The sequence below is a fragment of the Aerosticca soli genome (assembly GCF_003967035.1).
Taxonomy (GTDB): domain Bacteria; phylum Pseudomonadota; class Gammaproteobacteria; order Xanthomonadales; family Rhodanobacteraceae; genus Aerosticca; species Aerosticca soli.
Map to the genome: position 1 here is coordinate 2,489,253 of NZ_AP018560.1, position 23,619 is coordinate 2,512,871.

The window sequence follows — 23,619 nt, forward strand, 5'->3', positions numbered from 1 at the left end:
GTCAGCGCACCTTCAACGTCGCCAGGCCGATCAGCACCAGCACCACGCTGATGATCCAGAAACGCACGATCACCCGCGGCTCGGGCCAGCCCTTCAGCTCGAAGTGATGGTGGATCGGCGCCATGCGGAAGATGCGCTTGCCGGTGAGTTTGAAGCTGGCCACCTGCAGCATCACCGACACCGTCTCCATCACGAACACGCCGCCCATCACGATCAGCACGATCTCCTGCCGCACGATCACGGCGATGGTGGCGAGCGCGGCGCCGATCGCCAGCGCGCCGACATCGCCCATGAACACCTGCGCGGGATAGGTGTTGAACCACAGAAAGCCGAGCCCGGCGCCGGCCAGCGCGCCGCAGATGATGGCCAGCTCGCCGGCGCCGGGGATCGAGGGAATGCCCAGGTATTCGGAAAACACCCGGTTGCCGGCCAGATAGGCGAACACGCCGAGCGCACCGGCGACCAGCACGCTCGGCATGATCGCCAGGCCGTCCAGGCCATCGGTCAGGTTCACCGCGTTGGAAAAGCCCACGATCATGAAGTAGGCGATCACCACGAAAAACGGCCCGAGCGGAATCGCCACCTGCTTGAACAGCGGCACGAACAGCGCGGTCTCCGGCGCGGGCACGGCGCCGGTCGCATGCGGGGCGCTGACATACAGGAACAGGGCGGCGATGAGGCCGAACACCGACTGCCAGAAATACTTCCAGCGCGAGGCCAGCCCGCGGCTGTCCTTGAGCACCAGCTTCTTGTAGTCGTCGTAGAAGCCGATCGCGCCGAAGGCGATCAGCACCGCCAGCACCACCCACACGTAGCGGTTGTGCAGGTCGGTCCACAGCAGCGTGCTGACGGTGACCGCGAGCAGGATCATCACCCCGCCCATGGTCGGCGTGCCGGCCTTGGCGAGATGACTCTGCGGGCCGTCCTTGCGCACCACCTGGCCGGCCTTGAGCGCGGCCAGCCCGTCGATCATGCGCGGCCCCAGCACGAGCGACAGCGCGAGCGCGGTGAGCGCGGCCATGATCGTGCGGAAGGTGATGTACTGGAAAAGATGCAAGGGCGTGACATGTCGCGCCAGCCATTGCGCAAGTTCATACAGCATCGGTCGCATCCTCCGGTGTGCCGCGCACGAGCGCCTCGACCACGCGTTCCATCGCCGACGAACGCGACCCCTTGACCAGACAGGTGACGCCCTCGCGCAACCCGCTGCGCAGCGCCGCGATCAGCGCCGGCTGGTCGGCGTAATGGGCGGCGCCGGCGCCGAAGGCTTTGGCCGCGGCCCGCGCCAGCGGACCGACCGTGAACAGGCGCTCGATCCCGGCCGCCCTCGCACGCGCGCCGATGTCCGCGTGCAGGGCACGCGCGTCGCGGCCGAGCTCGGCCATGTCGCCCAGCACCAGCCAGCGCTCGCCCGCGGCCAGCGCCAGGGTGTCGATCGCCGCGCCGGTCGAGCCGGGATTGGCGTTGTAGCTGTCGTCGATCAGCGTCCAGCCGCCCGGCATCGGCACGGCACGCAGCCGGCCGGCCACGGCCGGGGCCTGCGCCAGCCCTTCGACGATGGTGGCCAGCGGCACGTCGAGTGCCTGCGCGATGCTCGCCGCGGCGAGCGCGTTGGCGACGTTGTGGCGGCCGGGCAGCGGCAGCTCCACCTCGGCCTCGCCCTGCGGCGTGCGCAGCACGAACCGCGAGCCGTGCACGCCGAGCGTGCGGATGTCGGCGCCGATCTCGACCGCCTGACCGAGACCGAAGCGCAGTGTGCGACGCGCCCCGGCCAGGCCGGCAAAATAACCGGCGAAGGCATCGTCGGCGTTGATGATCGCCACGCCGTCGGCAGGCAGCGCCTGGTACAGCGCGCCCTTGGTCTGCGCCACGCCCTCGAGGCTGCCCATGCGCTCCAGATGGGCCGGCGCGACGCCATTGACCAGCCCGATCTCGGGCCGCGCGATGGCGGCGAGATAGGCGATGTCGCCGGGCTTGCCCGCGCCCATCTCCAGCACCGCGTACTCGGCATCCGCCGGCATCGCCAGCAGTGTCAACGGCAGGCCGATTTCGTTGTTGTAGTTGCCGGCATTGACGTGGGTGCGGCCGTGCCGGGAGAGGATCGCGGCGGCGAGCGTCTTCACCGTGGTCTTGCCATTGGAGCCGGTGATGCCGACCACGCGCGTGGCGCGGCGGGCACGCACCGCGCCGGCGAGCTGCCCGAGCGCACGCACGCCGTCGTCGACCAGCACCTGCGGCAAGGCGACGTCCACCGGATGCTCGACCAGCGCGCCGGCCGCGCCGCGCGCCAGCGCCTCGGCGAGGAAGGCATGGCCGTCCGCGCGCTCGCCGCGCAGGGCCACGAACAGCTCGCCGGGGCGCAAGGTGCGGGTGTCGATCGCCACGCCGGCGATCTCGGCGTCGGCACCGAGCAGGCGACCGTGGGTCCAGGCGGCGATATCCGCCAGGCGCATCATGCGTGCGTCTCCAGCCAGGCGCGTGCCACCGCGCGGTCGTCGAACGGATGCTTGCCGCGGGCGTCCTCCTGGTAGGTCTCGTGCCCCTTGCCGGCGATCAGCACCACGTCTTCCGGCCCGGCCATGGCCAGCACATGACCGATCGCCGCCGCGCGATCGCGCAGCACCGTGGCGGGCGCGCTCATGCCGGCGAGGATCTGCGCGACGATGGCATCGCCGTCCTCGCCGCGGGGATTGTCGTCGGTGACGATCGCCACGTCGGCCAGGCGCTCGGCGATCGCGCCCATCTGCGGACGCTTGCCGGCGTCGCGCTCGCCGCCGCAGCCGAACACGCAGATCAGTCGTCCCGCGCAGTGCGCACGCAGCGCGGTGAGCGCCTGTTCGAGCGCATCGGGCGTGTGCGCGTAGTCGACCACCACCAGCGGCCGGCCGGCCTCGCCGCCGAGACGGTTCATGCGCCCGGCGATCGGTTGCAGGTCCGAAAGTGCCGCGACCAGATCGGCGAAGGCGACGCCCTGGTCACCGAGCACCGCAGCCACCGCCAGCAGGTTGGCGACGTTGAAACGACCGAGCAGCGGGCTCTGCACCCGCGCCGTGCCCCACGGCGTGCGCAGGGTGAAGGCCAGCCCGGCGGCGGTGGTGACGACGTCGCGCGCGGCAAGCTCCGCCGTCTCCTCGCCCGCGGCGCTGTAGCGCAGGAGGCGCACGTCCGCCGCCAGGGTCGCGGCGAGATCGCGGCCAAAGGCATCGTCGATGTTGATCACCGCCGTGCGCAGGCCCGGCCAGGCGAACAGCCTGGCCTTGGCCGCGCCGTAGGCTGCCATGCTGCCGTGGTAGTCCAGATGATCGCGGGTGAGGTTGGTGAATGCCGCGGTCTCGAACGCCACCGCGCCCACGCGGCCCTGTTCGAGCGCATGCGAGGACACCTCCATCGCCACGTGGCTCGCGCCCTGCGCGCGGAAATCGGCAAGCAGACGCTGCACTTGGATCGCATCGGGCGTGGTGCGCTCGCCCTCGCGCAGCGCGCCGTGCAGGCCGGCGCCCAGCGTGCCGATGGTGGCGGCGCGCCGGCCGCAGCGTTCCAGCGCCTGCGCCAGCAATTGCACGATGGAGGTCTTGCCGTTGGTGCCGGTGACGCCGATCACGTGCAGCGAGGCCGACGGCCGGCCGTAGAAGCGCGCGGCAAGCTCACCGAGCCGGGCGTGCAGATCGTCGATCCACAACAGTGGCACGTCGATCCCGGCCACCGCCCGCGCCGGCGCCTCGGCCAGCACCACGCGCGCGCCGCGGCGCACCGCCTCGGCAGCGAAGTCCACGCCATGCGCCTGCGTGCCGCGCAGGGCGATGAAGGCCTCGCCTTCGCGCACCTGCCGCGAATCGAGCGCGAGACCCGCGACGGCCACCGCGCCGAAGCCGGCCGGATCGGCGATGCCATCGAGCAGGCAAGCCAGTTCACGCGCGGTCATGGATTGGGATCCTCGACCGGCTCGTTGTCGATCGACACGTCGTCCCTGGGCTTGGCGCCGACCAGCCCGCCCTGACCCTGCAACGGGCCGCCGGCATACCAGCGGCCGATGTTGTCCGGCGGCACGTCGAGCAGCCGCAGGGCGCCTTCCATCACCTTGGCGAACACCGGCCCCGAGACCATGCCGCCGTAGTAGCTGCGCTTTTTCGGGTCGTCGATGATGACGATGCCGACCAGGCGCGGCGCGCTGGCCGGCACGATGCCGGCGAAGGCGGCGGTGTAGTTGTTCTTCGCATAGCCGCCCGCGGCCGCCTTGTGCGCGGTGCCGGTCTTGCCGGCGACGATGTAGTTGGCCACCTGCGCGCCGGTGGCGGTGCCGCCCGGCGCGGTGACGGTCTCCATCATCTTGAGCACCTGCGCGGCGATCTCCGGCGCGACGATGGCGCGGGACTCGTTGAGCGCGCCCTTGACGAAGGTGGGCGGATGCATCACGCCGCCATCGGCGAGCGTGGCGTAGGCGTTGGCCAGTTGCAGCGGCGTCACGTTGAGGCCGTAGCCATAGCCCATGATGGCCTTTTCCAGCGGCCGCCAATCGCGCCCGACCTTGAGATAGCCGGACGCCTCGCCGGGAAAGCCGCTGCCGGTGCTGTTGCCGAATCCGAAAGCGCGATAGGTGTCGTACATCAGCGGCGTGTCGAGCTGCATGGCGATGTGCGCCGCGCCGACGTTGCTGGACTTGGTGATCACCCCGGTGGGCGTCAGCACGCCCCAGTTGTGGGTGTCGTGGATGTCGTGGCCCTGGAAGAACCAATGGCCGCCGCCGGTGTCGATCAGCGGACCGTTCGGCGTGAACTTGCCGCTGGACAGCGCCGCGGTCATCAGCACCGGCTTGATCGTCGAGCCCGGCTCCAGCACGTCGGTCATCGCGCGGTTGCGCCGCTGTGCCGGCGTGCTGGCGCGCACCGCGTTGGGGTTGTAGGTGGGCAGGTTGACCATCGCCAGCACCTCGCCGGTGCGGGCGTCCAGGATCACCATCGAACCGGATTCGGCCTGGAACTCCTCCAGCGCGTTCTTGAGTTCGTGGTAGGCGAGAAACTGGATGCGCCGGTCGAGGCTCAAGGTGAGGTTCTTGCCGGGCTTGGGCTCACGCACCAGCTCGACGTCCTCGACCACGTGGCCCATGCGGTCACGGATCACCCGCTTGACCCCGGGCTTGCCGGCCAGCCAGTCGTCGAAGGCCAGCTCCAGACCCTCTTGGCCGTGATCGTCGACGTTGGTGAAGCCGAGCACGTGCGCGGTCACCTCGCCGGAAGGGTAATAGCGCTTGTATTCGCGCTGGCCGTTGATGCCGGGGATGCCCAGATCGAGCACCGCCTGCGCCATTTCCGGCGGCAGCTGCCGACGCAGATAGACGAATTCGCGGTCGGCGCGCTGGGCGAGGCGCTCCTTGAGTTCCCCGGCATCCAGACCCAGCGCCTGGGCGAGCTCGGGAATGCGCTCGGCGTTCTCCAGCACCTCCGGCGGGTTGGCCCAGATCGACACCACCGGCGTGGACACCGCCAGCGGCTCGCCGTTGCGGTCGAAGATGGTGCCGCGGGATACCGCGATCGGCATCTCGCGCAGGAAGCGCGCGTCGCCCTGTTCCTGATAGAACTCCTTGCGCACCACCTGCAGGTCGAACGCGCGCGCCAGCAAGGCCAGCGCCACCAGGCCGAGCACGCCCGCCACCAGCAGCAGTCGCCGGCGCGGCCGCGGACCGGAGCCGCGGCGGGTGGATCGATGCAGGGCCAGTGGATGCGGACGCAAGGTCATCGGTGCACCAGCACGACGTCCTGCGGACGCGGCATGAGCATGCCGAGCTTGCCGCGCGCCTCCTCGTCGATCCGCCGCGGCTCGGCCCAGGTCGCCTGTTCGAGTTCCAGCCGGCCGAATTCGATGTTGAGCTCGTCGCGCTGGTTCTGCAGCGTGGTCAGGGTGATGAACAGCGCACGGCTCTCGTGGCGCGTCCAGACCACGGCGAGCGCGCTGCCGAGCACGGCCGCGAGCAGCGCGACCAGGGCCAGCGTGCCCAGCGCCCTCATGCGAGTTTCTCCGCCACGCGCAACACCGCCGAGCGGGCGCGCGGGTTGCGCGCGAGTTCGGCTTCCGAAGGAAAGCGCGCCTTGCCCACCGCCTGCAGGCGGGCGGCGCCGGCCACGGGCGGCGGACCGCGCCGACTGCCCTGCACCCGCCCCTCGTGGCCACGGATGAAGCGCTTGACCGCGCGATCCTCCAGCGAGTGGAAGCTGATCACCGCCAGGCGGCCGCCGGGCCTGAGCAGGCCCAGCGCGGCGTCGAGCCCGCGTTCGAGCGAGGCAAGCTCGCCGTTCACCGCGATGCGCAGCGCCTGGAAACTGCGCGTGGCCGGATGCTTGCCCGGCTCGCGCCGGCCGATCACGCGCTCGATCAGCGCGGCGAGCTCGCCGGTACGGGCGACCGGCCGCTCGGCCCGCTGCGCGACGATGGCACGGGCGATCCTGCGGCTGAAGCGTTCCTCGCCGAAGGTCCACAGCACCTCGGCGATGGCCTCTTCCGAGGCCCGGGCGAGGAATTGGGTCGCGCTCTCGCCACGGGTGGGATCCATGCGCATGTCCAGCGGCGCGTCGGCCATGAAGCTGAAACCGCGCGCGGCCTCGTCCAGCTGCGGCGAGGAGACGCCCAGGTCGAGCAGGATGCCGTCCAGCCCGCCGGCGGTTTCGTCCCACGCGGCCATGTCGGCGAAATCGGCGTGACGGATCGCCACCCGTGGATCGGCACCGAATGCCGCCTGCGCGGCGGCGACCGCCTGCGGATCGCGGTCCATCAGCAGCAACCGGCCTTGCGGTCCCAGGCGCGCGAGCACGGCGCGGGCGTGACCGCCGCGTCCAAAGGTGCCGTCGAGATATCGACCGTCAGCCCGCACCGCGAGCCCCTCCACCGCCTCGTCCAGCATCACCGGGATGTGCCGCCCGTACTCGGCCATTGCCGCACCCCGCTCCCGTCCCAAGTCAATCAACTGCACGAACCTTCAAAGACGCAGCTGCGCCATGTCCTCGGTGATCTCGTCCTCGCCGATGGTCTGGCGGATCTTGGCCAGATGCGCCTGCTCGCTCCACAACTCGAACTTGTTGCCCATGCCCAGCAGCACCGCCTTTTTCTCGATGCCGGTGGTGGCGCGCTGGCTGGCCGGCAACAGCAGCCGCGCGGCGCTGTCGGGCTCCACCACCGCCGCCGCGCCGACCAGCTTCATCTGCAGGTCGCGATGGGCGGCCTTGACCTTGGGCAGGGCATTGACCTGGTCGCGCACCTGCTCCCACTCGGCATACGGAAACAGCCACAGACAGCCCGCCTCGAACGGGTTGTAGGTGATCACCAGGCGATTGGCGCAGGCGCCGGCGACGAGCTCCCGGTAAGCCGTGGGAATGGCGAGCCGGCCCTTGTCATCGATGGTGATGGCGGTCTCGCCCTGGAACACGGCCGATGCGCTCCCACTAAATTCCACGATTTCACACTGAAAGCCACCTTAGTCTCAGCCTCTGCGACTGTCAAGCGGATTTTCTTTTGTGAATCAAGGACAAAGCGCATGGCGCCCAGCGCTTGCGGAGGCTTCGAGGAAGCGCAGCAAGGTCATTGAAAGATGGTGCTTTTTTACGGCGCCTGCACGCGCCTTTGGCGACTCATGGACGCCGGACGACCGCCCTGGCGGGCAGTCGTCCGGCATGCGATGGGGCGGAGTCGGTCTGTAAGCCGGGTTCTGTACGCCTCGCGGCGTGACAGTCATTCCTCTAGGCCAGGCGTCGCCGCCTGGCTCCAGCGACCTACCCGGGAACTGACGCGGGCCACGTCATCGTTCCCCTATGCGGTCTTGCTCCGGGTGGGGTTTGCCGTGCCGTGCGGCGTTGGCCCCGCACGCGGTGCGCTCTTGCCGCACCGTTTCACCCTTGCCACGCGCGACCTTGCGGTCGCCGTTCGGCGGTCTGTTCTCTGTTGCACTTTCCGTCGGCTCGCGCCGCCCAGGCGTTACCTGGCACCCTGCCCTGTGGAGCCCGGACTTTCCTCGGCGCCCTTAAAAGAACGCCGCGACTGCCCGACCGACTCCGCCAGGCGGATTATAAACCCTCATCGCTCCGCCCCCAGGCGGCAAAGCTTGCCGACGTTCACAACGAAGACTGCTGCATGCGCCGACTGAGGTCCTGCGCGCTTTCGCGCCGCTCGCTGTAGCGGTCGACGAGATAGGGCGCGACGTCGCGCAGCAGCAGGGTGAACTTCATCAGTTCCTCGACGACATCGACCACGCGCTCGTAATAGGGCGAGGGACGCATGCGCCCGGCCTCGTCGAATGCCTGGTGTGCCTTGGCGATCGAGGACTGGTTGGGAATGGTGAACATGCGCATCCAGCGGCCGAGTAGCCGCATCTGGTTGACCGCATTGAACGATTGCGAGCCGCCACAGACCTGCATCAGTGCCAGCGTCTTGCCCTGCGTGGGACGCACCGCGCCGAGCGACAGCGGAATCCAATCGATCTGGGTCTTCATCACCCCGGTCATCGCGCCGTGCCGCTCGGGCGTACTCCAGACCATGCCCTCGGCCCACTGCACCAGGGCGAGCAGCTCGCGCACCTTGGGGTGCTCGTGATGCACTTCGTCGACCAAGGGCAGCCCGGTCGGGTCGAACAGCCGCGTTTCGCCACCGAGCGCGCGCAGCAGGCGCGCGGCTTCCTCGGCCACATAGCGGCTGTAGGAGCGCTGCCGCAAGGAACCGTAGAGCAGCAGGAAGCGCGGCGGATGGGTCGCACGCACCGGCGCGAACAGTCGCGCGGGATCGATCGGCGGCAACAGCGCCGGATCCAGCTGCGGCAGGTCGGCGAAGGGCTCAGACACGGCGTCCCTCCGCATCGATCACCGGCGTGCCGTCTTCCTTGCTGAAGGTGCCGCGCTGCGGCTGCGGCAGGATGTCGAGCACGATCTCGGAAGGCCGGCACAGCCGGGTGCCGAGCGGCGTCACCACGATCGGCCGGTTGATCAGGATGGGATGCGCGAGCATGAAATCGATGAGTTCGTCATCGCTCCAGGCCGGGTTGCCGAGGTCGAGCTCGGCATAGGGCGTCCCCTTTTCGCGCAGCAGCGCCCGTACCGGGATGCCCATGGCCGCGATCAGCGCCTCGAGGGTGGCGCGATCGGGCGGCGTCTTGAGGTATTCGATGATGGCCGGCTCGATGCCGCTGTTGCGGATCAGCCCGAGCACGTTGCGCGAGGTGCCGCAGGCGGGGTTGTGGTAGATGGCAACGTGCATGGGCAGCTCCGCGCCTATCGGCTCACCGCGGCGATGGCATCGGCGACGTAGTCGAGGTTGGCCTCGTTGAGCGCGGCGATGCAGATGCGTCCGGAAGTGAGCGCGTAGATGGCGTATTCCTCGCGCAGGCGATCAACCTGCGCCTTGGTGAGACCCGAATAGGAAAACATGCCGGCCTGGCGCACGAAGAAGCCGTATTGCGGCGCGCCGCGCGCGGCGAGCTTTTCCACCAGCGCCGCGCGCATGGCGTGGATGCGCCCGCGCATGTGGCCGAGCTCCTCTTCCCAGCGGGCGCGCAGATCGTCGCTTTCCAGCACGCCGGACACCAGCAGCGCGCCGTGCGTGGCCGGGCTGGAATAGTTGGCACGAATGGTGGCCTTGATGCGCGTCAGCAGCCGCGCGGCCTCGTCGCGGTCGGCACCCACGAAGGACAGCGCGCCGACGCGCTCGCCGTAGAGCGAGAACGACTTCGAGTAGGAATTGGCGACGACGAAGTTTTCCACGCCCGCCTCGCCGAGCAGACGCACCGCCAGCGCATCGCGCGCGGTACCGCGATCGAAGCCCTGATAGGCGAGGTCGATGAACGGCAGCAGGCGGCGCTCCTTGAGCACGGCGACGACGCGATGCCATTGGTTGGCATCGAGATCGACGCCGGTCGGGTTGTGGCAGCAGCCGTGCAGCAGCACCACCGTGCCGGGCTGCAAGACTTCCAGATCCGCGAGCAGGCCGGCCTCGTCGATGCCCTTGCTGGCCGGATCGTAGTAGCGGTATTCGAGGAGCTCGAAACCGGCGCTGCGGAAGATCACATGATGATTGCCCCAGCTCGGGTTGCTGATCGCGATCCGGGCCTGGGCACCGAAGATCTGCCGCAGCAGGTCGGCCGCCACCCGCAAGGCGCCGCTGCCGCCGATGGTCTGCGCGGTAACCACCCGGCCGGCGGCGAGCAGCGGTGAATCGTCACCGAACAGCAGCTTCCCGGTGGCGCGGTTGTAGGCCGGCAGGCCATCGATCGGCAGATAGCTGCGCGGCGCGGGCGAGCGGGCCAGCCGTGTCTCCACTTCGCGCACGCATTCGAGCAGCGGCACCTTGCCTTGTTCATCCACGTAGATGCCCACGCCGAGATTGACCTTGTTCGGACGCGGGTCGGCCAGGAATTGTTCGGTGAGACCGAGGATGGGGTCCCCCGGCGCGGCTTCGACATGGGTAAACAGGGACACGGCGCTTTCGCTCCTTCAGGAAAAAATGCCAAAAAACCTTTGGCAGTATAGACGTCCGCACGGCCATCAGGCCGATGCCGCCCGGTTGCCGCCCAGCCAGGCGTGCGCATCGGCGCGCGTCGCCCCCTCGCGCGCGCCGAGCGCAGCGAAATCGAACAGCGCGCGGTCGAGCAGCTGCGAGGGCGCGACGTTGCCGAGCGCGCGGAAGATCGTCTCGGCACGGCCCGGATGCGCACGCTCCCATTCGTCCAGCATGCGCCGCACGGCCTTGCGTTCGAGCTGCTCCTGCGAACCGCACAGGTTGCAGGGAATGATCGGGAAACCACGCTGCGCGGCGTACTCGGCGATGTCCGCCTCGCGGCAATAGGCCAGCGGACGGATCACCACGTGACGACCATCGTCCGAGCGCAGCTTGGCCGGCATCGCCTTCAGGCTGCCCTGGTGGAACAGGTTGAGAAAGAAGGTGGCGAGGATGTCGTCGCGATGATGGCCGAGTGCGATCTTGCTGATGCCGTGGTCCGCCGCCCACGCGTACAGCGCGCCGCGCCGCAGCCGCGAGCACAGGCTGCACAGGGTCTTGCCGGCGGGAATCACCCGCGTCACCGTGCTGTAGGTGTCCTGCTCGATGACGTGGAACGGCACGCCGCGCGCGGCGAGGTACTCGGGCAGCACGTGGGCCGGAAAGCCCGGCTGCTTCTGGTCCAGGTTCACCGCGACGAGCTCGAAGCGCACCGGTGCCCTCGCCTGGAGCGCGAGCAGGATGTCGAGCAGGGTGTGGGAGTCCTTGCCGCCGGACAGGCACACCATCACCCGGTCGCCGTCCTCGATCATCTGGAAATCGGCGATCGCGCGGCCGACCTGGTGGCGCAGCCGCTTGGCCAGCTTGGCGGCCTCGTAGGCCTCCCTGGGCGTGCGTTCGATGGGCGCGGACATCATCGGCATCGGCGTCGGCGAAAACTTGGATTGTAGCGGCCGGCTCGCCTCGTCAGGCGCTAGACTCGCGGCTTGAGAGTCCGCGCGGCGCACCCATGACCTGCGAAGATCCCGCCAAGATCGCCCACCGGCTGGCCGAACTGCGCCAGGAGCACCGCGACCTGGACGTCGCCATCGCCCAGCTGGCCGCGGTCATCGGCCACGACGAGCTGCGACTCACCCGGCTCAAGAAACGCAAGCTGCTGCTCAAGGACACCATCGCCCGGCTGGAGAGCCGGCTGATCCCCGATCTCGACGCCTGAAAAACTCCGCGGCGCGGGATCAATGCCCCTTGGCGGGATAGGTCTCGAAACCGGCGGCGGGCACGCCGGCGGTGGCGGCCGGCGCCGGCGCGGGACTGGCCACGGGAGCCGACGCGCCCGTGCGGGTCGGCGCCGCGGTGCCGCACTGGTAGGCACCCCAGGGCTGCGAACCGTCGCTCGGCTCGGCGAGCGGCTTGATGGTGTCGGCGCCCATCTTGGCCGCCTCGTTGCGCGCCATCACTTCCAACTCGTCGCGCACCTTGATGTCGTTGCGGTTGACCGGACCCACGTGGTCCATCACCGAGACGGTGACCTTGCCGAGCTCGCGGCAGGCCGAGACGTCGTCGTTCCATGCCGTGCGCACGCGCTTGCCGGCCTCGTCCAGGGTGATGCCCCAGCTGCAGGCGCCCAGCAGCGGCGCGAGGGCGAGCAGCGATGCGATCTTGCGCATGAAGGTCTCCAAAAAAGCGTTTGCCGATGAAGGCGCCGGCCTGGCCGACGCTTTCCATCCTAGCGTGACGGTCCGCGCCGGCCTACGGACCCTTGACCTGCATCGGCTTGCCGTCCGCATCGAGCACCTGGACCGGCCCGAGCTTGAGCGCCTCGACCGGCGCGGCGATCTGCTTGAGATCGCCGACCACCACCCAGGTCAGCCGATCGGGCTGGACCACTTCGTGCGCGGCCGCCTGGATCGCCGCCGGCGTCTGCGCCTCGATGCGTGCCTTGAGCGTCTGCACGTAGTCGTCCGGCCGGCCGAACAGCACGATGTCCGCCAGCGTATCCATCACCGCATCGGTGGTCTGGTAGCGGCCCGGCAGCGAACGCACGTCGCTGGCCTTGACCTTGGCGATCTCCGCCTCGGTGAGCGGCCGCGGGCCGACCACGTCACGCGCTTCCTTGAGGATCTCGGCCATGGATGGCGCGGTCTTGTCGGTCTGCACCGGCGCGTAGAGCAGGAACGGCCGCTGGCCCTGCGCGTCCACCAGCAGGCTGAAGGCGCCGTAGGCCCAGTGTTTGTCCTCGCGCAGGTTCATGTTGAGCCGCGAGGTGAAGGTGCCGCCGAAGGCACCGTTCATGGTGCGGATCTCCAGGTCATCCGCGGCGCGACTGGACGGCGCCAGGTTGCCGGCCAGGAGCAAGCTCTGCGGCGCCCCGGGCCGGTCGACCAGGAACACCCGCGCGGCCTTGGGCGGTGCCACCTCGGCGACGTTCTTCGCCGGCACCTGCGTCGCGGGTGCCTGCCAGTTGCCGAACACCTTGTCGAGCTGCGCGGTGATCGCCGCCAGCGTGGTGTCGCCGGCGACCAGGATGCGCACGTTGTCCGGGCGGATGTAGTCACGCAGAAAGGCGCGCATGTCCGCCTCGTCCAGCGCCTTGATCGAGTCCTCGGTGCCGGTGCCGGTGAACGGGATGGCATAGGCATGGCCCGGCCCGTAGAGCAGCGGCGGCAGGGTGCGCAGCGCGATGCCGACCGGACGGCTCTTCTCCTGCGCGATGCCGGCCAGCCACTGGCCACGCAGACGGGCGATGTCCGCCTCGCGCAGCGCCGGCTCGCGCAGGATCGCGGTGAAGAGCTCCAGCGAAGGCGCGAGCCGATCGTCGAGGGCATTGAGCGAGGCGCTGCAGTAATCCAGCCCGCAGCCGGTGGCGATCACCGCCCCCAACCGTTGCTCGCGCTTGGCGATCTCCAGCCAGTCCAGCGTGCGCGTGCCTTCGTCGAGCATCGCCATGGTGAAGCTGGAAGTGCCGAGCTTGCGGCCCTGGTCCGCCGCATAGCCGGCGTCGAACAGCAGCTGCACTTGCACCGCCGGCACCTCGTGGCGCTCGGCGAGCACCACCGGGATGCCGTTGGCGAGTTTGCCGTGTTGCAGCGTCGGGAAACGCAGATCGGGGAAACTCGTCACCTGCGGCACGCCGCGACTACGGTCGACGTCGGTCTTGACCACTTTGTAGTGGCCGGGCGGCGAGAGCACGTCCGGCGGCCTGCCGGGCTCGGCCGGACGGCCGGCGACCACGGCGTAATCGATGGCCTCCACCGGACCGGGCTTGACGGTGAGGGTGTAGTCGCCGCGGGCGATCCATTTGCGCGCGGCCGCCTGGACGCCGGCCGGCGTGGCCGCCATCAGCCGCTCGAAATGCGTGCGGTAGGCATCGGGATCGTGCGCGTAGAGTTCGCCCTCGGCAAGCAGGGTGGCCTGGGTATTGACCTTCTCCAGGCCACGCACGAAACCGGCGCGCAGGCTGGTCTTCTCCCGGTCGAGTTCGTCCGCGCTCGGACCCTCGGCGAGGAAACGGCTCCATTCCTCGGCGACGGCCGCCTCGACCCGCGCCGGATCGACGCCCTGCTTCACGTCCACCTGAAGCTCGAACAGGCTGGCCAGCGCGTGCGGCTCGATGTCCACCGAGACGCTGTCGGCCAGCTTGTCGCGCACGACCAGGCGCTGGTAGAGACGGGAGGTCTTGCCGCCGCCCAGCACCGCGGCGGCGAGCTTGAGCGGATCGATCTCGGCATCGGTGCGTGGCGGCACGTTCCACTCACGATAGATGCGCACCTGGGCCACGTTGTCGGTCATCGTGCCGCGCGTGGAGGTCGTGCGCGGCGCCACCCACGGCTGCGGATGCGGCACGCGCGGACCGGGCCCGATGTCGCCGAAATAACGCAGCATCTTTTCCCGCGCCTGCGCCGGGGTGACGTCCCCGGCCAGCACCACCACGGTGTTGGCCGCGCCGTAGTAGTCGCGGAACCACTGCTTGACGTCCTCGAGCGAGGCGGCGTTCAAGTCCGCCATCGAGCCGATGGTGTCGTGGTGATAGGGGTGATTGGCCGGAAAGGCCTCGGCGAGGATCAGCTCGTCGACGCGGCCGTAGGGCTGGTTCTCGTCCTGGCGCTTCTCGTTCTGCACCACGCCGCGCTGTTCGTCCAGTTCCTTCTGGCCGATCGCGCCGAGCAGGTGGCCCATGCGGTCCGATTCCATCCACAACGCCATGTCCAGCGCGGTGGTCGGCACGGTCTCGAAATAGTTGGTGCGATCGAGCCAAGTGGTGCCGTTCATGTCGGTGGCGCCGACCAGCTCGAACGGGCGGAAGAATTCGTCCCGGTGATTCTCCGAGCCCTGGAACATCAGGTGCTCGAACAGATGCGCGAAGCCGGTCTTGCCCTTCGGTTCGTTGGCCGAGCCCACGTGATACCACACGCTCACCGCCACCACCGGCGCCTTGTGGTCCTCGTGCACCACCACGGTCAGGCCATTGGGAAGCGTGAAGCGCTGCCATGCGAGGACCGGGATCAGCGGCGGCGCGGCCGCAGGCACGGCGGCGCCGAGCGGCGCGGCCAGCACCAGGGCGCACAGGCCGGCGGCGAGCGCGGCCAGCGGCGACTTCCTCATGGCGAATCTCCTTACACGAAGGCACGGTGGTGCGCGCACGCTAACGCATGGCGGCGATGCGGCAAAGATGACTTTGCGCATGGCGCGATGTCCGTCCGCCGAGCCCGGTCGTCCGCGGACGGCCGCGGCGATGACCCCTGCGTGCTGACAACTGTCAGCGCAACAAGGGTTTATCCGCCACTCGGCCGCTGGCACGCGGCTTGCGATAGTGACCCTGCCCTTCATCACTACGTACGAGGCCAAGCTCATGAAACTCGAAACCCTGCTGTTGCGCGGCTTGTTCGCCGCCTGCGTGCTGATCTGCGTGCTGGCGGTTGCCGGCATGCTGCACGCGCCGACTCAACCCGACCTGCTCGCCGATCACGCAAGCGTGGCGGCGTCTTCAACGAACGGCTGATCGCGAGCGCACGCCATGAAAGCGGATGGCGGCGATAATCGCCCGATGCTCGACGTCATCCTGTTCCGGCCGGAGATTCCGCCCAACACCGGCAACGTGATCCGGCTGTGCGCCAACACCGGCGCCCGCCTGCACCTGGTCCGCCCGCTCGGTTTTGCCCTGGACGATGCGCGCCTGCGCCGCGCGGGACTGGACTATCACGAATACGCCCGCGTGGCCGTGCATGAGGATCTCGGCGCCTGCCTGGCCGCGCTCGGCCATCCGCGCGTGTTCGCCTACTCGACGCGTGGCCGCGTACGCCACGTCGATGCGCGCCACGCCCCGGGCGATGCGCTCTTGTTCGGCTGCGAGACCGCCGGCCTGCCCGCCCAGGTGCTGGAGGCGATTGCGCCCGAACACCGGCTGCGCCTGCCGATGCGTCCGGGCAGCCGCAGCCTGAATCTCTCCAACAGCGTGGCGGTCGCGGTGTACGAGGCGTGGCGACAGCTCGGCTTTGCCGGCGCGGCCGAGTGAGGCGCGCGCCGCCGTTTTCCTCCGGCCTGCCCAAGCCAACACCCTTCAAGCGGAACGCGGCGCCGCGGAAGCCGTCCCCGCTACAATCGGCCGATGGAAACCCCCGCCCCGAACGCCTGGCTGCCCCGGCCGCTGCGCACCTTCGCCGGTCGCGCGCTGGAACGGGCGCTGGAGCGCGCTTTCGCGCTCGATCCGGATAGCGCCCGGCGCCTCGCCGCGCTGGAAGGGCGCAGCATCCGGCTGGACCTCGACGGCCCCGCGCTCGCGCTGACGCTGACGGTGACCGACGGTCGCCTGCGCGTGGGGCCGCCGCGCGCCGACAGCACGCTGCGCGTGGCCGCGACGCCCGGCAGCCTGCTGGCGATGGCGCTGCGTCGCGGCGGCGAGCACCTGGCGCCGGGCCGGGTCGCGATCGCCGGCGACGCCGAACTCGCCCGTCAGCTGGAGCGCCTGGCCGCGCGCTTTGCGCCGGACGTCGAGGAAGCCTTCGCGCAGACCTTCGGCGACGTGCTCGGCGTGCCGCTCTGGCGCGCGCTGCGCGATGCCCTGGCGCACGTGCGCGAGAGCGCCGCGCATCTGGCCGAGGATGGCGCCGACTGGCTGCGCGACGAGGCGCGTCTGGCCGTGCCGCGCGGCGAGCTCGAGGATTTCCTGGACGGCGTCGACGACCTGCGCGAGCGCGCCGAGCGGCTGGAATCACGCCTTGCCCGCCTCGATGCCCGGGTCCGGGAGCGCCGCGGGTGAGCGCCTTCCTGCAGGTTCCACGCGTACTGCGCGTCGTCTCCGTGCTGCTCGCCTGGCGGCTGGATGCCTTCGTCGAGCCGGCGCCGTTGGCCCGGCCGCTGGCCTGGTTGCGGCCACTGCTGGCGCGGCCACGCCCGCAGGTGGAACAGCTGTCGCGCGGGGCCCGTCTGCGCGGCGCGCTCACCGAGCTCGGGCCGATCTTCGTCAAGGCCGGCCAGGTCATGTCCACCCGCCGCGACCTGGTGCCCGCCGACATCGCCGACGAGCTCGCGCTGCTGCAGGACGAGGTGCCGCCGTTTCCCGGCGCCGAGGCACGCGCCATCGTCGAGGCCGCCTTGAAGGCGCCGGTCGATGTGCTGTTTGCGAGCTTCGACGAGACCGCGCTCGCCTCCGCCTCGATCGCCCAGGTACACGCGGCGACGCTGCCGGACGGCCGCGCGGTGGTGGTCAAGGTGCTGCGGCCGGGCATCGAGGCCAAGATCGAGCGCGACGTCGCGCTGCTGCGCACGCTCGGCGCCCTGGTGCAGCGCTGGCATCCGCAGGCCGACAAGCTGCGCCCGCTGGAGATCGTCGCCGAGGTGGAAAAGATGCTCGAAAACGAGCTCGACCTCGAGCGCGAGGGCGCCAATGCCAGCCTGCTCCGGCGCAATTTCGCCAGCGGCGTCGATCTCTACGTGCCCGAGGTGTACTGGCCGCTCACCGGCGGCCGCGTGCTCACCCTGGAGCGCGTCTACGGGGCCAGCTGCGACGACCTGGCCGCCATCGACGCCGCCGGCATCGACCGCCGCAAGCTCGCCGCCAAGGGCGTGCGGGTGTTCTACGAGCAGGTGTTCCGCGACAATTTCTTCCACGCCGACGCGCATCCGGGCAACATCTGGGTCGATCTCGACCGGCGCGAGGAGCCGCGCTTCATCGCGCTCGATTTCGGCATCATGGGCACGCTGCCGGAAGCCGACCAGTACTGGCTGGCGCAGAACTTCCTCGCCCTGTTCGAGCGCGACTACGCGCGCATCGCCCGGCTGCACGTGGATGCCGGCTGGATGCCTTCCACCGTGCGCCTGGACGAACTGGAAGCGGCGGTGCGCACGGTGTGCGAGCCTTACTTCACCCGTCCGCTGGCGCAGATCTCCATCGCCGAGCTGGTGGTCAAGCTGTTCCAGACCGCGCGCCGCTTCGAGCTCACGCTGCAGCCGCAGCTCATCCTGCTGCAGAAGACGCTGCTCAACATCGAGGGCGTCGGGCGCCTGCTCGATCCGGAGATCGACATCTGGGCCGTGGCGCATCCGGTCTTGAAGCGCATCCTGCGCGAACGCTACGGCCTGCGCCGCACCTTGCACGAGCTGCGCCGGCGGTTGCCCGAATGGGCCCGCGCCGCGCCGGAACTGCCCGAGTTGATGCGCGATGCGCTGCGCCAGATCGCCCACGGCGAACGCGTCCAGCGGACCGCGCCGGCGGAACTGGCCTGGCGCCTCGAGCTCGCCCGCCGCGAGCGCCGGGCGCGCGTGGCCAGCCTGCTCGGCGCCAGCCTCTTGATCGGCGCCGCCCTGCTGTGGACGCAGCCCGCGCCGCACCCGACGTGGCCGGCCGCGCTCGCCGCCCTGGCCGGCATCCTCGCCTTCCTCGCCGGCTGGCCGCGGCGGCGGACGCCTTGAGGCTGGACATCCTCCATCAGGACGCGGACCTCCTGGCGGTGAACAAACCGGCGGGGCTGCCCGTCCACCGCTCCAGGCTGGTCGGGCCGGCCGAGGCGTTCCTGGTCGATCTTCTGCGCGAGCAGCTCGGCGGCGCTGTGCATCTGGTGCACCGGCTGGACCGGCCGACCAGCGGCGTGCTGCTCATCGCGCGCTCGGCCGAGGTCGCCTCGGCGCTCGGCGAGCAGTTCATGCGCCGCGAGGTTGCCAAGCGCTACCTCGCCGTGGTGCGCGGCTGGCCGGAACCGGCCGAGGGCCTGATCGACTACCCGCTGCCCGGCGCGCGCGAGACCGGCCCGCGCCGCGAGGCGCGCACGCACTACCGGCGCCTGGCCACGGTCGAGGTGCCGATCGCGCTCGGCCGCTATCCGCAACAGCGTTATGCGTGGATGCTGGCGCTTCCGGAAACCGGCCGCTTCCGGCAGATCCGCAAGCATTTCGCCCACATCCACCACCCGGTGATCGGCGACAGCCAGCACGGCCGCAGCGACCACAACCGGCTCTACCGGCAGCATTTCGGCTGTCACCGGCTGCTGCTGCATGCCTGGCAGCTGGACTTTCGCCACCCGCGCGATGCCCGCGCCATGCGCATCGAAGCGCCGCTCGATGCCGCCTTCGCCGACCTCCTGGCGCGCTTTGGCTGGTCCGTGCCGGTGACACCCGACGCCGGCTAGACTTGGCCGCCATGCTGGTCATCGACGCCCATCTCGCCCTGCCCGAAACCGAGCTCGACGAACGCTTCCTGCGTGCCGACGGGCCGGGCGGTCAACATGTGAACCGCACTGAGAGCGCGGTGGAACTGCGCTTCGACGTCGCCCGCTCGCCCACGTTGCCGGACGCCGTGCGCGAGCGTCTGCTGGCGCGGCGCGACCGCCGGCTCAACGCCGACGGCGTGCTGGTGATCCAGGCCCGCCGCTTCCGCGACCAGGCGCGCAACCGCGAGGATGCCCGCGAGCGGTTGGCCACGATCGTGCGCGCGGCGCTCGTCGAGCCGAAACGGCGCGTGGCGACGCGCCCGACGCGCGCCGCACGGGAACGACGGCTGGCCGGCAAGCAGCAGCGCAGCCGGATCAAGCGCTTGCGCACCCGACCGGAGCGCGACGCATGAGCGGCCTGGAGCTGCCGGCGGTACCGCCGCAGGCACCGCGCACCGGCGGCCGCTTCTGGCCCTGGCTCGCACGCGTCCTGCTGCGGCTTTCCGGCTGGCGGCTGGTCGGCACGCTGCCCGACTGCCCGAAACTCATCCTGATCGGCGCGCCGCATTCGTCCTACTGGGACGGCGTGTGGGGCCTCATGTTCAAGGTGGCGCTCAGGCTCGACATCAAGATCATGATCAAGCGCGAGGTGCTGGACGGCCCGCTCGGCCTCATCCTGAAACCGCTCGGCATGATCGGCATCGATCGCGGCGCCGCGATCGGCGTGGTCGAGCAGATGGTCGAGCATTTCCGCCGCAGGCCCCGGCTGTGGCTCGGCATCACGCCGGAAGGCACGCGCCGGGCGGTCACGCAGTGGAAGAGCGGCTTCCTGCGCATCGCCCGCGCCGCCAACGTGCCGATCCTGCCGGTGTTCATCGACTATCCCAGCAAGACCTTCACCTTAGGCCCGTTGCAACAGGCCACCGACGACCCGGACGCCGACATGGCGCGCATCCGCGCGTTGTTTCGCGGCTACCACGGCAAACACCGCGACAGCACTTGAGACTCATGGACAGCATCCAGCACTACGGCGCCTTCCTCGCCGCCTGCGTCGCCCTCGCCCTCACCCCGGGCCTGGACACGTTCTACATCCTCGCCCGCAGCGGCCGCGAGGGGCGGCTCGCCGGACTGGGCGCCGTACTCGGCATCCTGTGCGGCTGCGTGGTGCACACGCTGGCCGCGGTGCTCGGACTGTCGGCCATCCTGATGACCTCGGCGCTGGCCTTCGCGGTGCTCAAGTATCTGGGTGCCGCCTATCTGGTGTGGGTGGGACTGCGCATGCTGCTCACCCGGCAGACCGCGCACACGGGCGCCACCACCCGCGGCCGCGGCTTTGCCGCCGCCTTCCGCCAGGGCCTGCTGACCAACGCGCTGAACCCGAAAGTGGCGTTGTTCTACCTGGCCTTCCTGCCGCAGTTCATCGCCCCGCATGCCGCCCACCCGCAGCTCGGTCTGCTGCTGCTGGGACTGAGCTTCATCGCCATCGGCTTCGTCTGGTCGCTGGTGCTGGCCCTGCTCGGCGCGCGCATCAACCAGCTGCTGCGGCGCCGACCGCGCATTGGCCTCTGGGCCGACCGGCTGTGCGGCGGGGTCCTGCTCGGCTTCGGGCTGCGCCTGGCGCTGCAGCGGCGCGGCTGATTGCTCCGACGCCGGCGCGCGAGCGCGCTGGAACAGGCGGTGGCTGAAGGCGCGGGTTTTTCAGCGCTCCGAATGGCCCGGCTCGTCGTAATCGCGATGGACCAGCAGCCCCGGGCGGATCAGGTCGATGAACGCCTGCGCCTCGGGCCGCAGGAATTTGCCCTTGCGCATCACCACGCCGTAGCTGCGCTGCGGGAAGTACTGGCGCAGGTTGCGTACCGCCAACCGCGCGCGGTCGACCTCGGTGATGCAGATGCCGGTGACGATGGAGATGCCAAGGCCCATGGCCACGTATTCCTTGATCACGTCCCAGCCGCCGACTTCGATCGCCACCTGGTAGGACACCTGCGCGCGCTGGAACACCAGATCGACCAGCCGGTAGGTGGACAGGCGCTGCGGCGGCAGGATCAGGCCGTAGGGTGACAGATCCTCGAGGGCGATCTGCTCCTTGCGCGCCAGCGGGTGATCCGGCGGCATGATCAGCATCGGATCGAAACGGTAGACCGGCGCCCAGGCGATGTCGTTGGGCACGTCCAGCATCGAGCCCACGGCGAAGTCGGCCTCGTCGGCGCGCAGCATGGCCAGGCCGTCCTTGCCGGTGACATTGGCCAGCTGCAGATGCACCGCCGGATAGCGCTCGCGATAGCGGCGCACCAGTTCCGGCAGCAGGTACTGGATGGTGGAGGTGCCGGCGGCGATCACCAGCTTGCCGGCGGCGAGGCCCTTGATGCGGGTCTGGAAATCCTGCTCCAGGGTCTCCCAGCCCTCGATGAGCGGCCGGGCCAGTTCGTACAGCGCCTCGCCGGCGTCGGTCAGGTTCACGCGGCGGCGGCGGCGCTCCAGCAGGGTCGCGCCGAGCTCCCGCTCCAGCGCCTTGAGCTGCAGGCTGATCGTCGGCTGGGACAGGAACAGCGCTTCGGCGGCGCGGCTCAGGCTGCCGAGCTTGACGATGTGCACGAAGGCCCGCAGCTGCTTGAAGCGGTTGCCCTTGTAGTAGAAGCGCAGCGATTCGCCGGTGTCTGCCGGGCGGCCGGCAGGCCTCGGCAGACGGCGCTTGCGTGGCGCACGACCCACTTTTTTGGCAGTCATTTCAATCTAATAAGAAAAGTATTTGCATTTTCAATATGTCAGATTGAAACATTCGCTTTGTCAAATGTCTTCTTTGGGGCATAGCGTGGCCTTCCGACCCACCCTCATCGGAGATGGTCATGGCCGTACCGCAGGAACATTGGTCCCTTCCCACCCTCACCGGCGCGCCGAGCTCACGCGCGGCAAGCCTGGCTACGCCGGAGGCGCTGGCTTTCGTCGCCGAACTCCACCGCCGCTTCGAGCCCGAACGCCGGCGGCTGCTCGAAGCCCGTCGCCAACGCCAGGCCAGCTACGACGCCGGTGCGCTGCCCGATTTCCGCGCCGACACCGCCGACATCCGCGAGTCGGACTGGTCGGTGGCGCCGATCCCGGCCGCCTTGCGCGATCGCCGGGTGGAGATCACCGGCCCCGTCGAGCGCAAGATGATCATCAACGCGCTGAACTCCGGCGCGCGCGTGTTCATGGCCGATTTCGAGGATTCGACCACGCCGACCCTGGCCAACCTGCTCGACGGCCAGCGCAATCTGCGCGATGCGGTGACCGGCACCCTCGAATACACCTCGCCGGAGGGCCGGCACTATCGCGTCGGCGCCGATCCGGCGGTACTGGTGGTGCGTCCACGTGGCTGGCATCTGCCGGAGAAACATGTCGAGGTCGACGGCGAACCAGTCGCCGGGGCCCTGTTCGATTTCGGGCTGTATGCCTTCCACAATGCCCGCGACCTGCATGCGCGCGATCTCGGCCCCTATTTCTACCTGCCCAAGCTGGAGGCGATGGAGGAAGCCGCGCTGTGGGACGCGGTGATGGAGCATGCCGAGCGCGCGCTGGGACTGCCGCTAGGCAGCATGAAGGCCACCGTGCTGATCGAGACGCTGCCGGCGGCGTTCCAGATGGATGAGATCCTCTACGCCCTGCGCCGGCGCGTGGTCGGCCTCAACTGCGGCCGCTGGGATTACATCTTCTCGTATCTCAAGACCCTGCGCGCCCATCGTGACCGCGTGCTGCCCGAACGCGGCCAGGTGCAGATGACGGTGCCGTTCCTGAAGGCCTATTCGGAGCTGTTGATCCGTACCTGCCATCATCGCGGCGCCTTTGCGATGGGCGGCATGGCCGCGCAGATCCCGATCAAGGGTGACGAGGCGGCCAACGCCGCCGCACTGGAAAAAGTGCGCGCGGACAAGCTGCGCGAGGTCAAGGCCGGCCACGACGGCACCTGGGTCGCGCATCCGGCGCTGGTACCGGTGGCCAAGGCGGTCTTCGACGAATACATGCCCGAGCCGAACCAGCGCGACGTGCTGCGCGAGGATGTGCGCGTCACCCGCGAGGAACTGCTGACCCCTTGCGCCGGCACCATCACCCGCGCCGGCTTCGACAACAACGTGGAGGTGGCACTGCGCTATACCGCCGCCTGGCTGGATGGCCTGGGCTGCGTGCCGATCCATCACCTGATGGAAGACGCCGCCACCGCCGAGATCGCCCGCGCGCAGCTGTGGCAGTGGCTGCATCACGGTGACCTGCACTTTGCGGACCATGCGCCGATCGATTTCGCCCTGTTCGACCGCGCGCTGGCCGCCCATGCCCACCGCCTGGGCGAAAGCGATCTGCCCGGCGCCACCCGCGCCGACGAGGCCGCCGCCCTGCTCTCCGCGCTCACCCACGCCGACCAGCTCGGCGACTTCCTCACCCTGCCCGCCTACGACCGCATCGATTGACGCGCGGCGCTTCGCCCGCGCCCTCACCACCCCTCCGATAAGGAAGGGGCACGACACATGATTGGAGCCAC

Annotated in this window: 24 protein-coding genes and 1 other RNA gene; 10 read left to right on the plus strand and 15 right to left on the minus strand. The window is 69.7% G+C overall.

All coding sequences use genetic code 11. The annotated features are described in order from the left end of the window. Position 1 precedes the first annotated feature (1 nt). From mraY to ttcA, 12 genes are all read right to left on the minus strand, one after another. Positions 2-1,102 (minus strand): phospho-N-acetylmuramoyl-pentapeptide-transferase, encoded by a 1,101-nt coding sequence (mraY, locus tag ALSL_RS11615; protein ID WP_126539345.1) that lies wholly within the window; start codon positions 1,100-1,102, stop codon positions 2-4. Next, positions 1,092-2,456 (minus strand): UDP-N-acetylmuramoyl-tripeptide--D-alanyl-D-alanine ligase, encoded by a 1,365-nt coding sequence (locus tag ALSL_RS11620; RefSeq protein WP_126539347.1) that lies wholly within the window; start codon positions 2,454-2,456, stop codon positions 1,092-1,094. The genes mraY and ALSL_RS11620 overlap by 11 nt, the downstream gene beginning before the upstream one ends. After that, positions 2,453-3,922: a UDP-N-acetylmuramoyl-L-alanyl-D-glutamate--2,6-diaminopimelate ligase gene (locus ALSL_RS11625; protein WP_126539350.1), complete on the minus strand. Its 1,470-nt coding sequence runs from the start codon at positions 3,920-3,922 to the stop codon at positions 2,453-2,455. Before ALSL_RS11625 ends, ALSL_RS11620 begins: the two co-directional genes overlap by 4 nt. Next, complete coding sequence (locus tag ALSL_RS11630) at positions 3,919-5,733, minus strand: peptidoglycan D,D-transpeptidase FtsI family protein (RefSeq protein WP_126539352.1); 1,815 nt, start codon at positions 5,731-5,733, stop codon at positions 3,919-3,921. The genes ALSL_RS11625 and ALSL_RS11630 overlap by 4 nt, the downstream gene beginning before the upstream one ends. Next, on the minus strand, positions 5,730-5,993 hold the full coding sequence (gene ftsL / locus ALSL_RS11635) for a cell division protein FtsL (protein ID WP_170172053.1): 264 nt from the start codon (positions 5,991-5,993) through the stop codon (positions 5,730-5,732). The genes ALSL_RS11630 and ftsL overlap by 4 nt, the downstream gene beginning before the upstream one ends. 5 nt (positions 5,994-5,998) lie before the next feature. Next, on the minus strand, positions 5,999-6,922 hold the full coding sequence (gene rsmH, locus ALSL_RS11640) for a 16S rRNA (cytosine(1402)-N(4))-methyltransferase RsmH (protein ID WP_126539356.1): 924 nt from the start codon (positions 6,920-6,922) through the stop codon (positions 5,999-6,001). 45 nt (positions 6,923-6,967) lie between these two features. Next, positions 6,968-7,414 carry a division/cell wall cluster transcriptional repressor MraZ gene (gene mraZ, locus ALSL_RS11645; protein ID WP_126539358.1) on the minus strand — a complete coding sequence of 149 codons (447 nt, stop codon included), beginning with the start codon at positions 7,412-7,414 and terminating at the stop codon, positions 6,968-6,970. A 252-nt stretch (positions 7,415-7,666) separates the two neighbouring features. Then, positions 7,667-8,038: RNase P RNA component class A (gene rnpB, locus ALSL_RS11650), an RNA gene on the minus strand. Between the two features lie 58 nt (positions 8,039-8,096). Next, positions 8,097-8,819: an arsenical resistance protein ArsH gene (gene arsH, locus ALSL_RS11655; RefSeq protein WP_126539360.1), complete on the minus strand. Its 723-nt coding sequence runs from the start codon at positions 8,817-8,819 to the stop codon at positions 8,097-8,099. Beyond that, positions 8,812-9,231 (minus strand): arsenate reductase (glutaredoxin), encoded by a 420-nt coding sequence (arsC, locus tag ALSL_RS11660; RefSeq protein ID WP_126539362.1) that lies wholly within the window; start codon positions 9,229-9,231, stop codon positions 8,812-8,814. Before arsC ends, arsH begins: the two co-directional genes overlap by 8 nt. A gap of 14 nt (positions 9,232-9,245) precedes the next feature. Continuing rightward, on the minus strand, positions 9,246-10,448 hold the full coding sequence (locus ALSL_RS11665; protein ID WP_126539364.1) for an amino acid aminotransferase: 1,203 nt from the start codon (positions 10,446-10,448) through the stop codon (positions 9,246-9,248). Positions 10,449-10,514: 66 nt separating this feature from the next. Then, positions 10,515-11,381 carry a tRNA 2-thiocytidine(32) synthetase TtcA gene (ttcA, locus tag ALSL_RS11670; RefSeq protein ID WP_126539366.1) on the minus strand — a complete coding sequence of 289 codons (867 nt, stop codon included), beginning with the start codon at positions 11,379-11,381 and terminating at the stop codon, positions 10,515-10,517. A 95-nt stretch (positions 11,382-11,476) separates the two neighbouring features. Here ttcA and ALSL_RS11675 point away from each other — a divergent pair, with 95 nt between their 5' ends. Then, entirely contained in the window at positions 11,477-11,683 is a 207-nt protein-coding gene (locus tag ALSL_RS11675) for a YdcH family protein (protein WP_126539368.1), read from the plus strand. Between the two features lie 19 nt (positions 11,684-11,702). Here the strand turns inward: ALSL_RS11675 and ALSL_RS11680 are convergent, their stop codons facing one another. Beyond that, a complete protein-coding gene (locus ALSL_RS11680; protein WP_126539370.1) occupies positions 11,703-12,134 on the minus strand; it encodes a DUF4156 domain-containing protein in 432 nt (143 codons plus the stop codon). An 82-nt stretch (positions 12,135-12,216) separates the two neighbouring features. Beyond that, the gene (locus ALSL_RS11685) at positions 12,217-15,069 is read right to left on the minus strand and encodes a M16 family metallopeptidase (protein WP_126539372.1); all 2,853 of its coding nucleotides are present in this window, start codon (positions 15,067-15,069) and stop codon (positions 12,217-12,219) included. Positions 15,070-15,316: 247 nt separating this feature from the next. Between ALSL_RS11685 and ALSL_RS13590 the strand changes: the two genes are divergently transcribed. The 8 genes from ALSL_RS13590 to ALSL_RS11720 all read left to right on the plus strand — a co-directional run bounded on the left by ALSL_RS13590 (position 15,317) and on the right by ALSL_RS11720 (position 20,747). Beyond that, on the plus strand, positions 15,317-15,466 hold the full coding sequence (locus tag ALSL_RS13590; RefSeq protein WP_161970959.1) for a hypothetical protein: 150 nt from the start codon (positions 15,317-15,319) through the stop codon (positions 15,464-15,466). A 45-nt stretch (positions 15,467-15,511) separates the two neighbouring features. Further along, entirely contained in the window at positions 15,512-15,979 is a 468-nt protein-coding gene (locus tag ALSL_RS11690) for a tRNA (cytidine(34)-2'-O)-methyltransferase (RefSeq protein ID WP_126539374.1), read from the plus strand. 93 nt (positions 15,980-16,072) lie between these two features. Beyond that, positions 16,073-16,723 (plus strand): ubiquinone biosynthesis accessory factor UbiJ, encoded by a 651-nt coding sequence (locus ALSL_RS11695; RefSeq protein WP_126539376.1) that lies wholly within the window; start codon positions 16,073-16,075, stop codon positions 16,721-16,723. Continuing rightward, complete coding sequence (gene ubiB / locus ALSL_RS11700; RefSeq protein ID WP_126539378.1) at positions 16,720-18,375, plus strand: ubiquinone biosynthesis regulatory protein kinase UbiB; 1,656 nt, start codon at positions 16,720-16,722, stop codon at positions 18,373-18,375. The genes ALSL_RS11695 and ubiB overlap by 4 nt, the downstream gene beginning before the upstream one ends. After that, positions 18,372-19,088, plus strand: a complete 717-nt coding sequence (locus ALSL_RS11705; RefSeq protein ID WP_126539380.1) for a pseudouridine synthase — start codon at positions 18,372-18,374, stop codon at positions 19,086-19,088. Before ubiB ends, ALSL_RS11705 begins: the two co-directional genes overlap by 4 nt. Positions 19,089-19,099: 11 nt before the next feature. After that, on the plus strand, positions 19,100-19,522 hold the full coding sequence (gene arfB / locus ALSL_RS11710; protein ID WP_126539382.1) for an alternative ribosome rescue aminoacyl-tRNA hydrolase ArfB: 423 nt from the start codon (positions 19,100-19,102) through the stop codon (positions 19,520-19,522). Further along, positions 19,519-20,112 (plus strand): 1-acyl-sn-glycerol-3-phosphate acyltransferase, encoded by a 594-nt coding sequence (locus tag ALSL_RS11715; RefSeq protein ID WP_126539384.1) that lies wholly within the window; start codon positions 19,519-19,521, stop codon positions 20,110-20,112. Before arfB ends, ALSL_RS11715 begins: the two co-directional genes overlap by 4 nt. Positions 20,113-20,117: 5 nt before the next feature. Beyond that, positions 20,118-20,747: a LysE family translocator gene (locus ALSL_RS11720; protein ID WP_126539386.1), complete on the plus strand. Its 630-nt coding sequence runs from the start codon at positions 20,118-20,120 to the stop codon at positions 20,745-20,747. A 60-nt stretch (positions 20,748-20,807) separates the two neighbouring features. On the opposite strand, the gene ALSL_RS11725 is transcribed toward ALSL_RS11720, so the two are convergent. Beyond that, the gene (locus tag ALSL_RS11725; RefSeq protein ID WP_126539388.1) at positions 20,808-21,836 is read right to left on the minus strand and encodes a LysR family transcriptional regulator; all 1,029 of its coding nucleotides are present in this window, start codon (positions 21,834-21,836) and stop codon (positions 20,808-20,810) included. Positions 21,837-21,955: 119 nt separating this feature from the next. Between ALSL_RS11725 and aceB the strand changes: the two genes are divergently transcribed. Beyond that, complete coding sequence (aceB, locus tag ALSL_RS11730) at positions 21,956-23,548, plus strand: malate synthase A (protein WP_126539390.1); 1,593 nt, start codon at positions 21,956-21,958, stop codon at positions 23,546-23,548. Positions 23,549-23,619: the final 71 nt, after the last annotated feature.

What these genes read in the sequence shown, in the direction of transcription:
- arfB (WP_126539382.1), top strand. Translation starts at nt 19,100, where the DNA reads ATGCTGGTCATCGACGCCCATCTCGCCCTGCCCGAAACCGAGCTCGAC.
- ALSL_RS11690 (WP_126539374.1), top strand. Translation starts at nt 15,512, where the DNA reads ATGCTCGACGTCATCCTGTTCCGGCCGGAGATTCCGCCCAACACCGGC.
- ALSL_RS11620 (WP_126539347.1), bottom strand. Translation starts at nt 2,456, where the DNA reads ATGATGCGCCTGGCGGATATCGCCGCCTGGACCCACGGTCGCCTGCTC.
- ALSL_RS11695 (WP_126539376.1), top strand. Translation starts at nt 16,073, where the DNA reads ATGGAAACCCCCGCCCCGAACGCCTGGCTGCCCCGGCCGCTGCGCACC.
- ALSL_RS11675 (WP_126539368.1), top strand. Translation starts at nt 11,477, where the DNA reads ATGACCTGCGAAGATCCCGCCAAGATCGCCCACCGGCTGGCCGAACTG.
- ALSL_RS11630 (WP_126539352.1), bottom strand. Translation starts at nt 5,733, where the DNA reads ATGACCTTGCGTCCGCATCCACTGGCCCTGCATCGATCCACCCGCCGC.
- ALSL_RS11685 (WP_126539372.1), bottom strand. Translation starts at nt 15,069, where the DNA reads ATGAGGAAGTCGCCGCTGGCCGCGCTCGCCGCCGGCCTGTGCGCCCTG.
- ALSL_RS11715 (WP_126539384.1), top strand. Translation starts at nt 19,519, where the DNA reads ATGAGCGGCCTGGAGCTGCCGGCGGTACCGCCGCAGGCACCGCGCACC.
- aceB (WP_126539390.1), top strand. Translation starts at nt 21,956, where the DNA reads ATGGCCGTACCGCAGGAACATTGGTCCCTTCCCACCCTCACCGGCGCG.
- ALSL_RS13590 (WP_161970959.1), top strand. Translation starts at nt 15,317, where the DNA reads ATGAAACTCGAAACCCTGCTGTTGCGCGGCTTGTTCGCCGCCTGCGTG.
- ALSL_RS11725 (WP_126539388.1), bottom strand. Translation starts at nt 21,836, where the DNA reads ATGACTGCCAAAAAAGTGGGTCGTGCGCCACGCAAGCGCCGTCTGCCG.
- rsmH (WP_126539356.1), bottom strand. Translation starts at nt 6,922, where the DNA reads ATGGCCGAGTACGGGCGGCACATCCCGGTGATGCTGGACGAGGCGGTG.
- ALSL_RS11680 (WP_126539370.1), bottom strand. Translation starts at nt 12,134, where the DNA reads ATGCGCAAGATCGCATCGCTGCTCGCCCTCGCGCCGCTGCTGGGCGCC.
- ALSL_RS11720 (WP_126539386.1), top strand. Translation starts at nt 20,118, where the DNA reads ATGGACAGCATCCAGCACTACGGCGCCTTCCTCGCCGCCTGCGTCGCC.
- mraY (WP_126539345.1), bottom strand. Translation starts at nt 1,102, where the DNA reads ATGCTGTATGAACTTGCGCAATGGCTGGCGCGACATGTCACGCCCTTG.
- ttcA (WP_126539366.1), bottom strand. Translation starts at nt 11,381, where the DNA reads ATGTCCGCGCCCATCGAACGCACGCCCAGGGAGGCCTACGAGGCCGCC.
- arsC (WP_126539362.1), bottom strand. Translation starts at nt 9,231, where the DNA reads ATGCACGTTGCCATCTACCACAACCCCGCCTGCGGCACCTCGCGCAAC.
- ALSL_RS11625 (WP_126539350.1), bottom strand. Translation starts at nt 3,922, where the DNA reads ATGACCGCGCGTGAACTGGCTTGCCTGCTCGATGGCATCGCCGATCCG.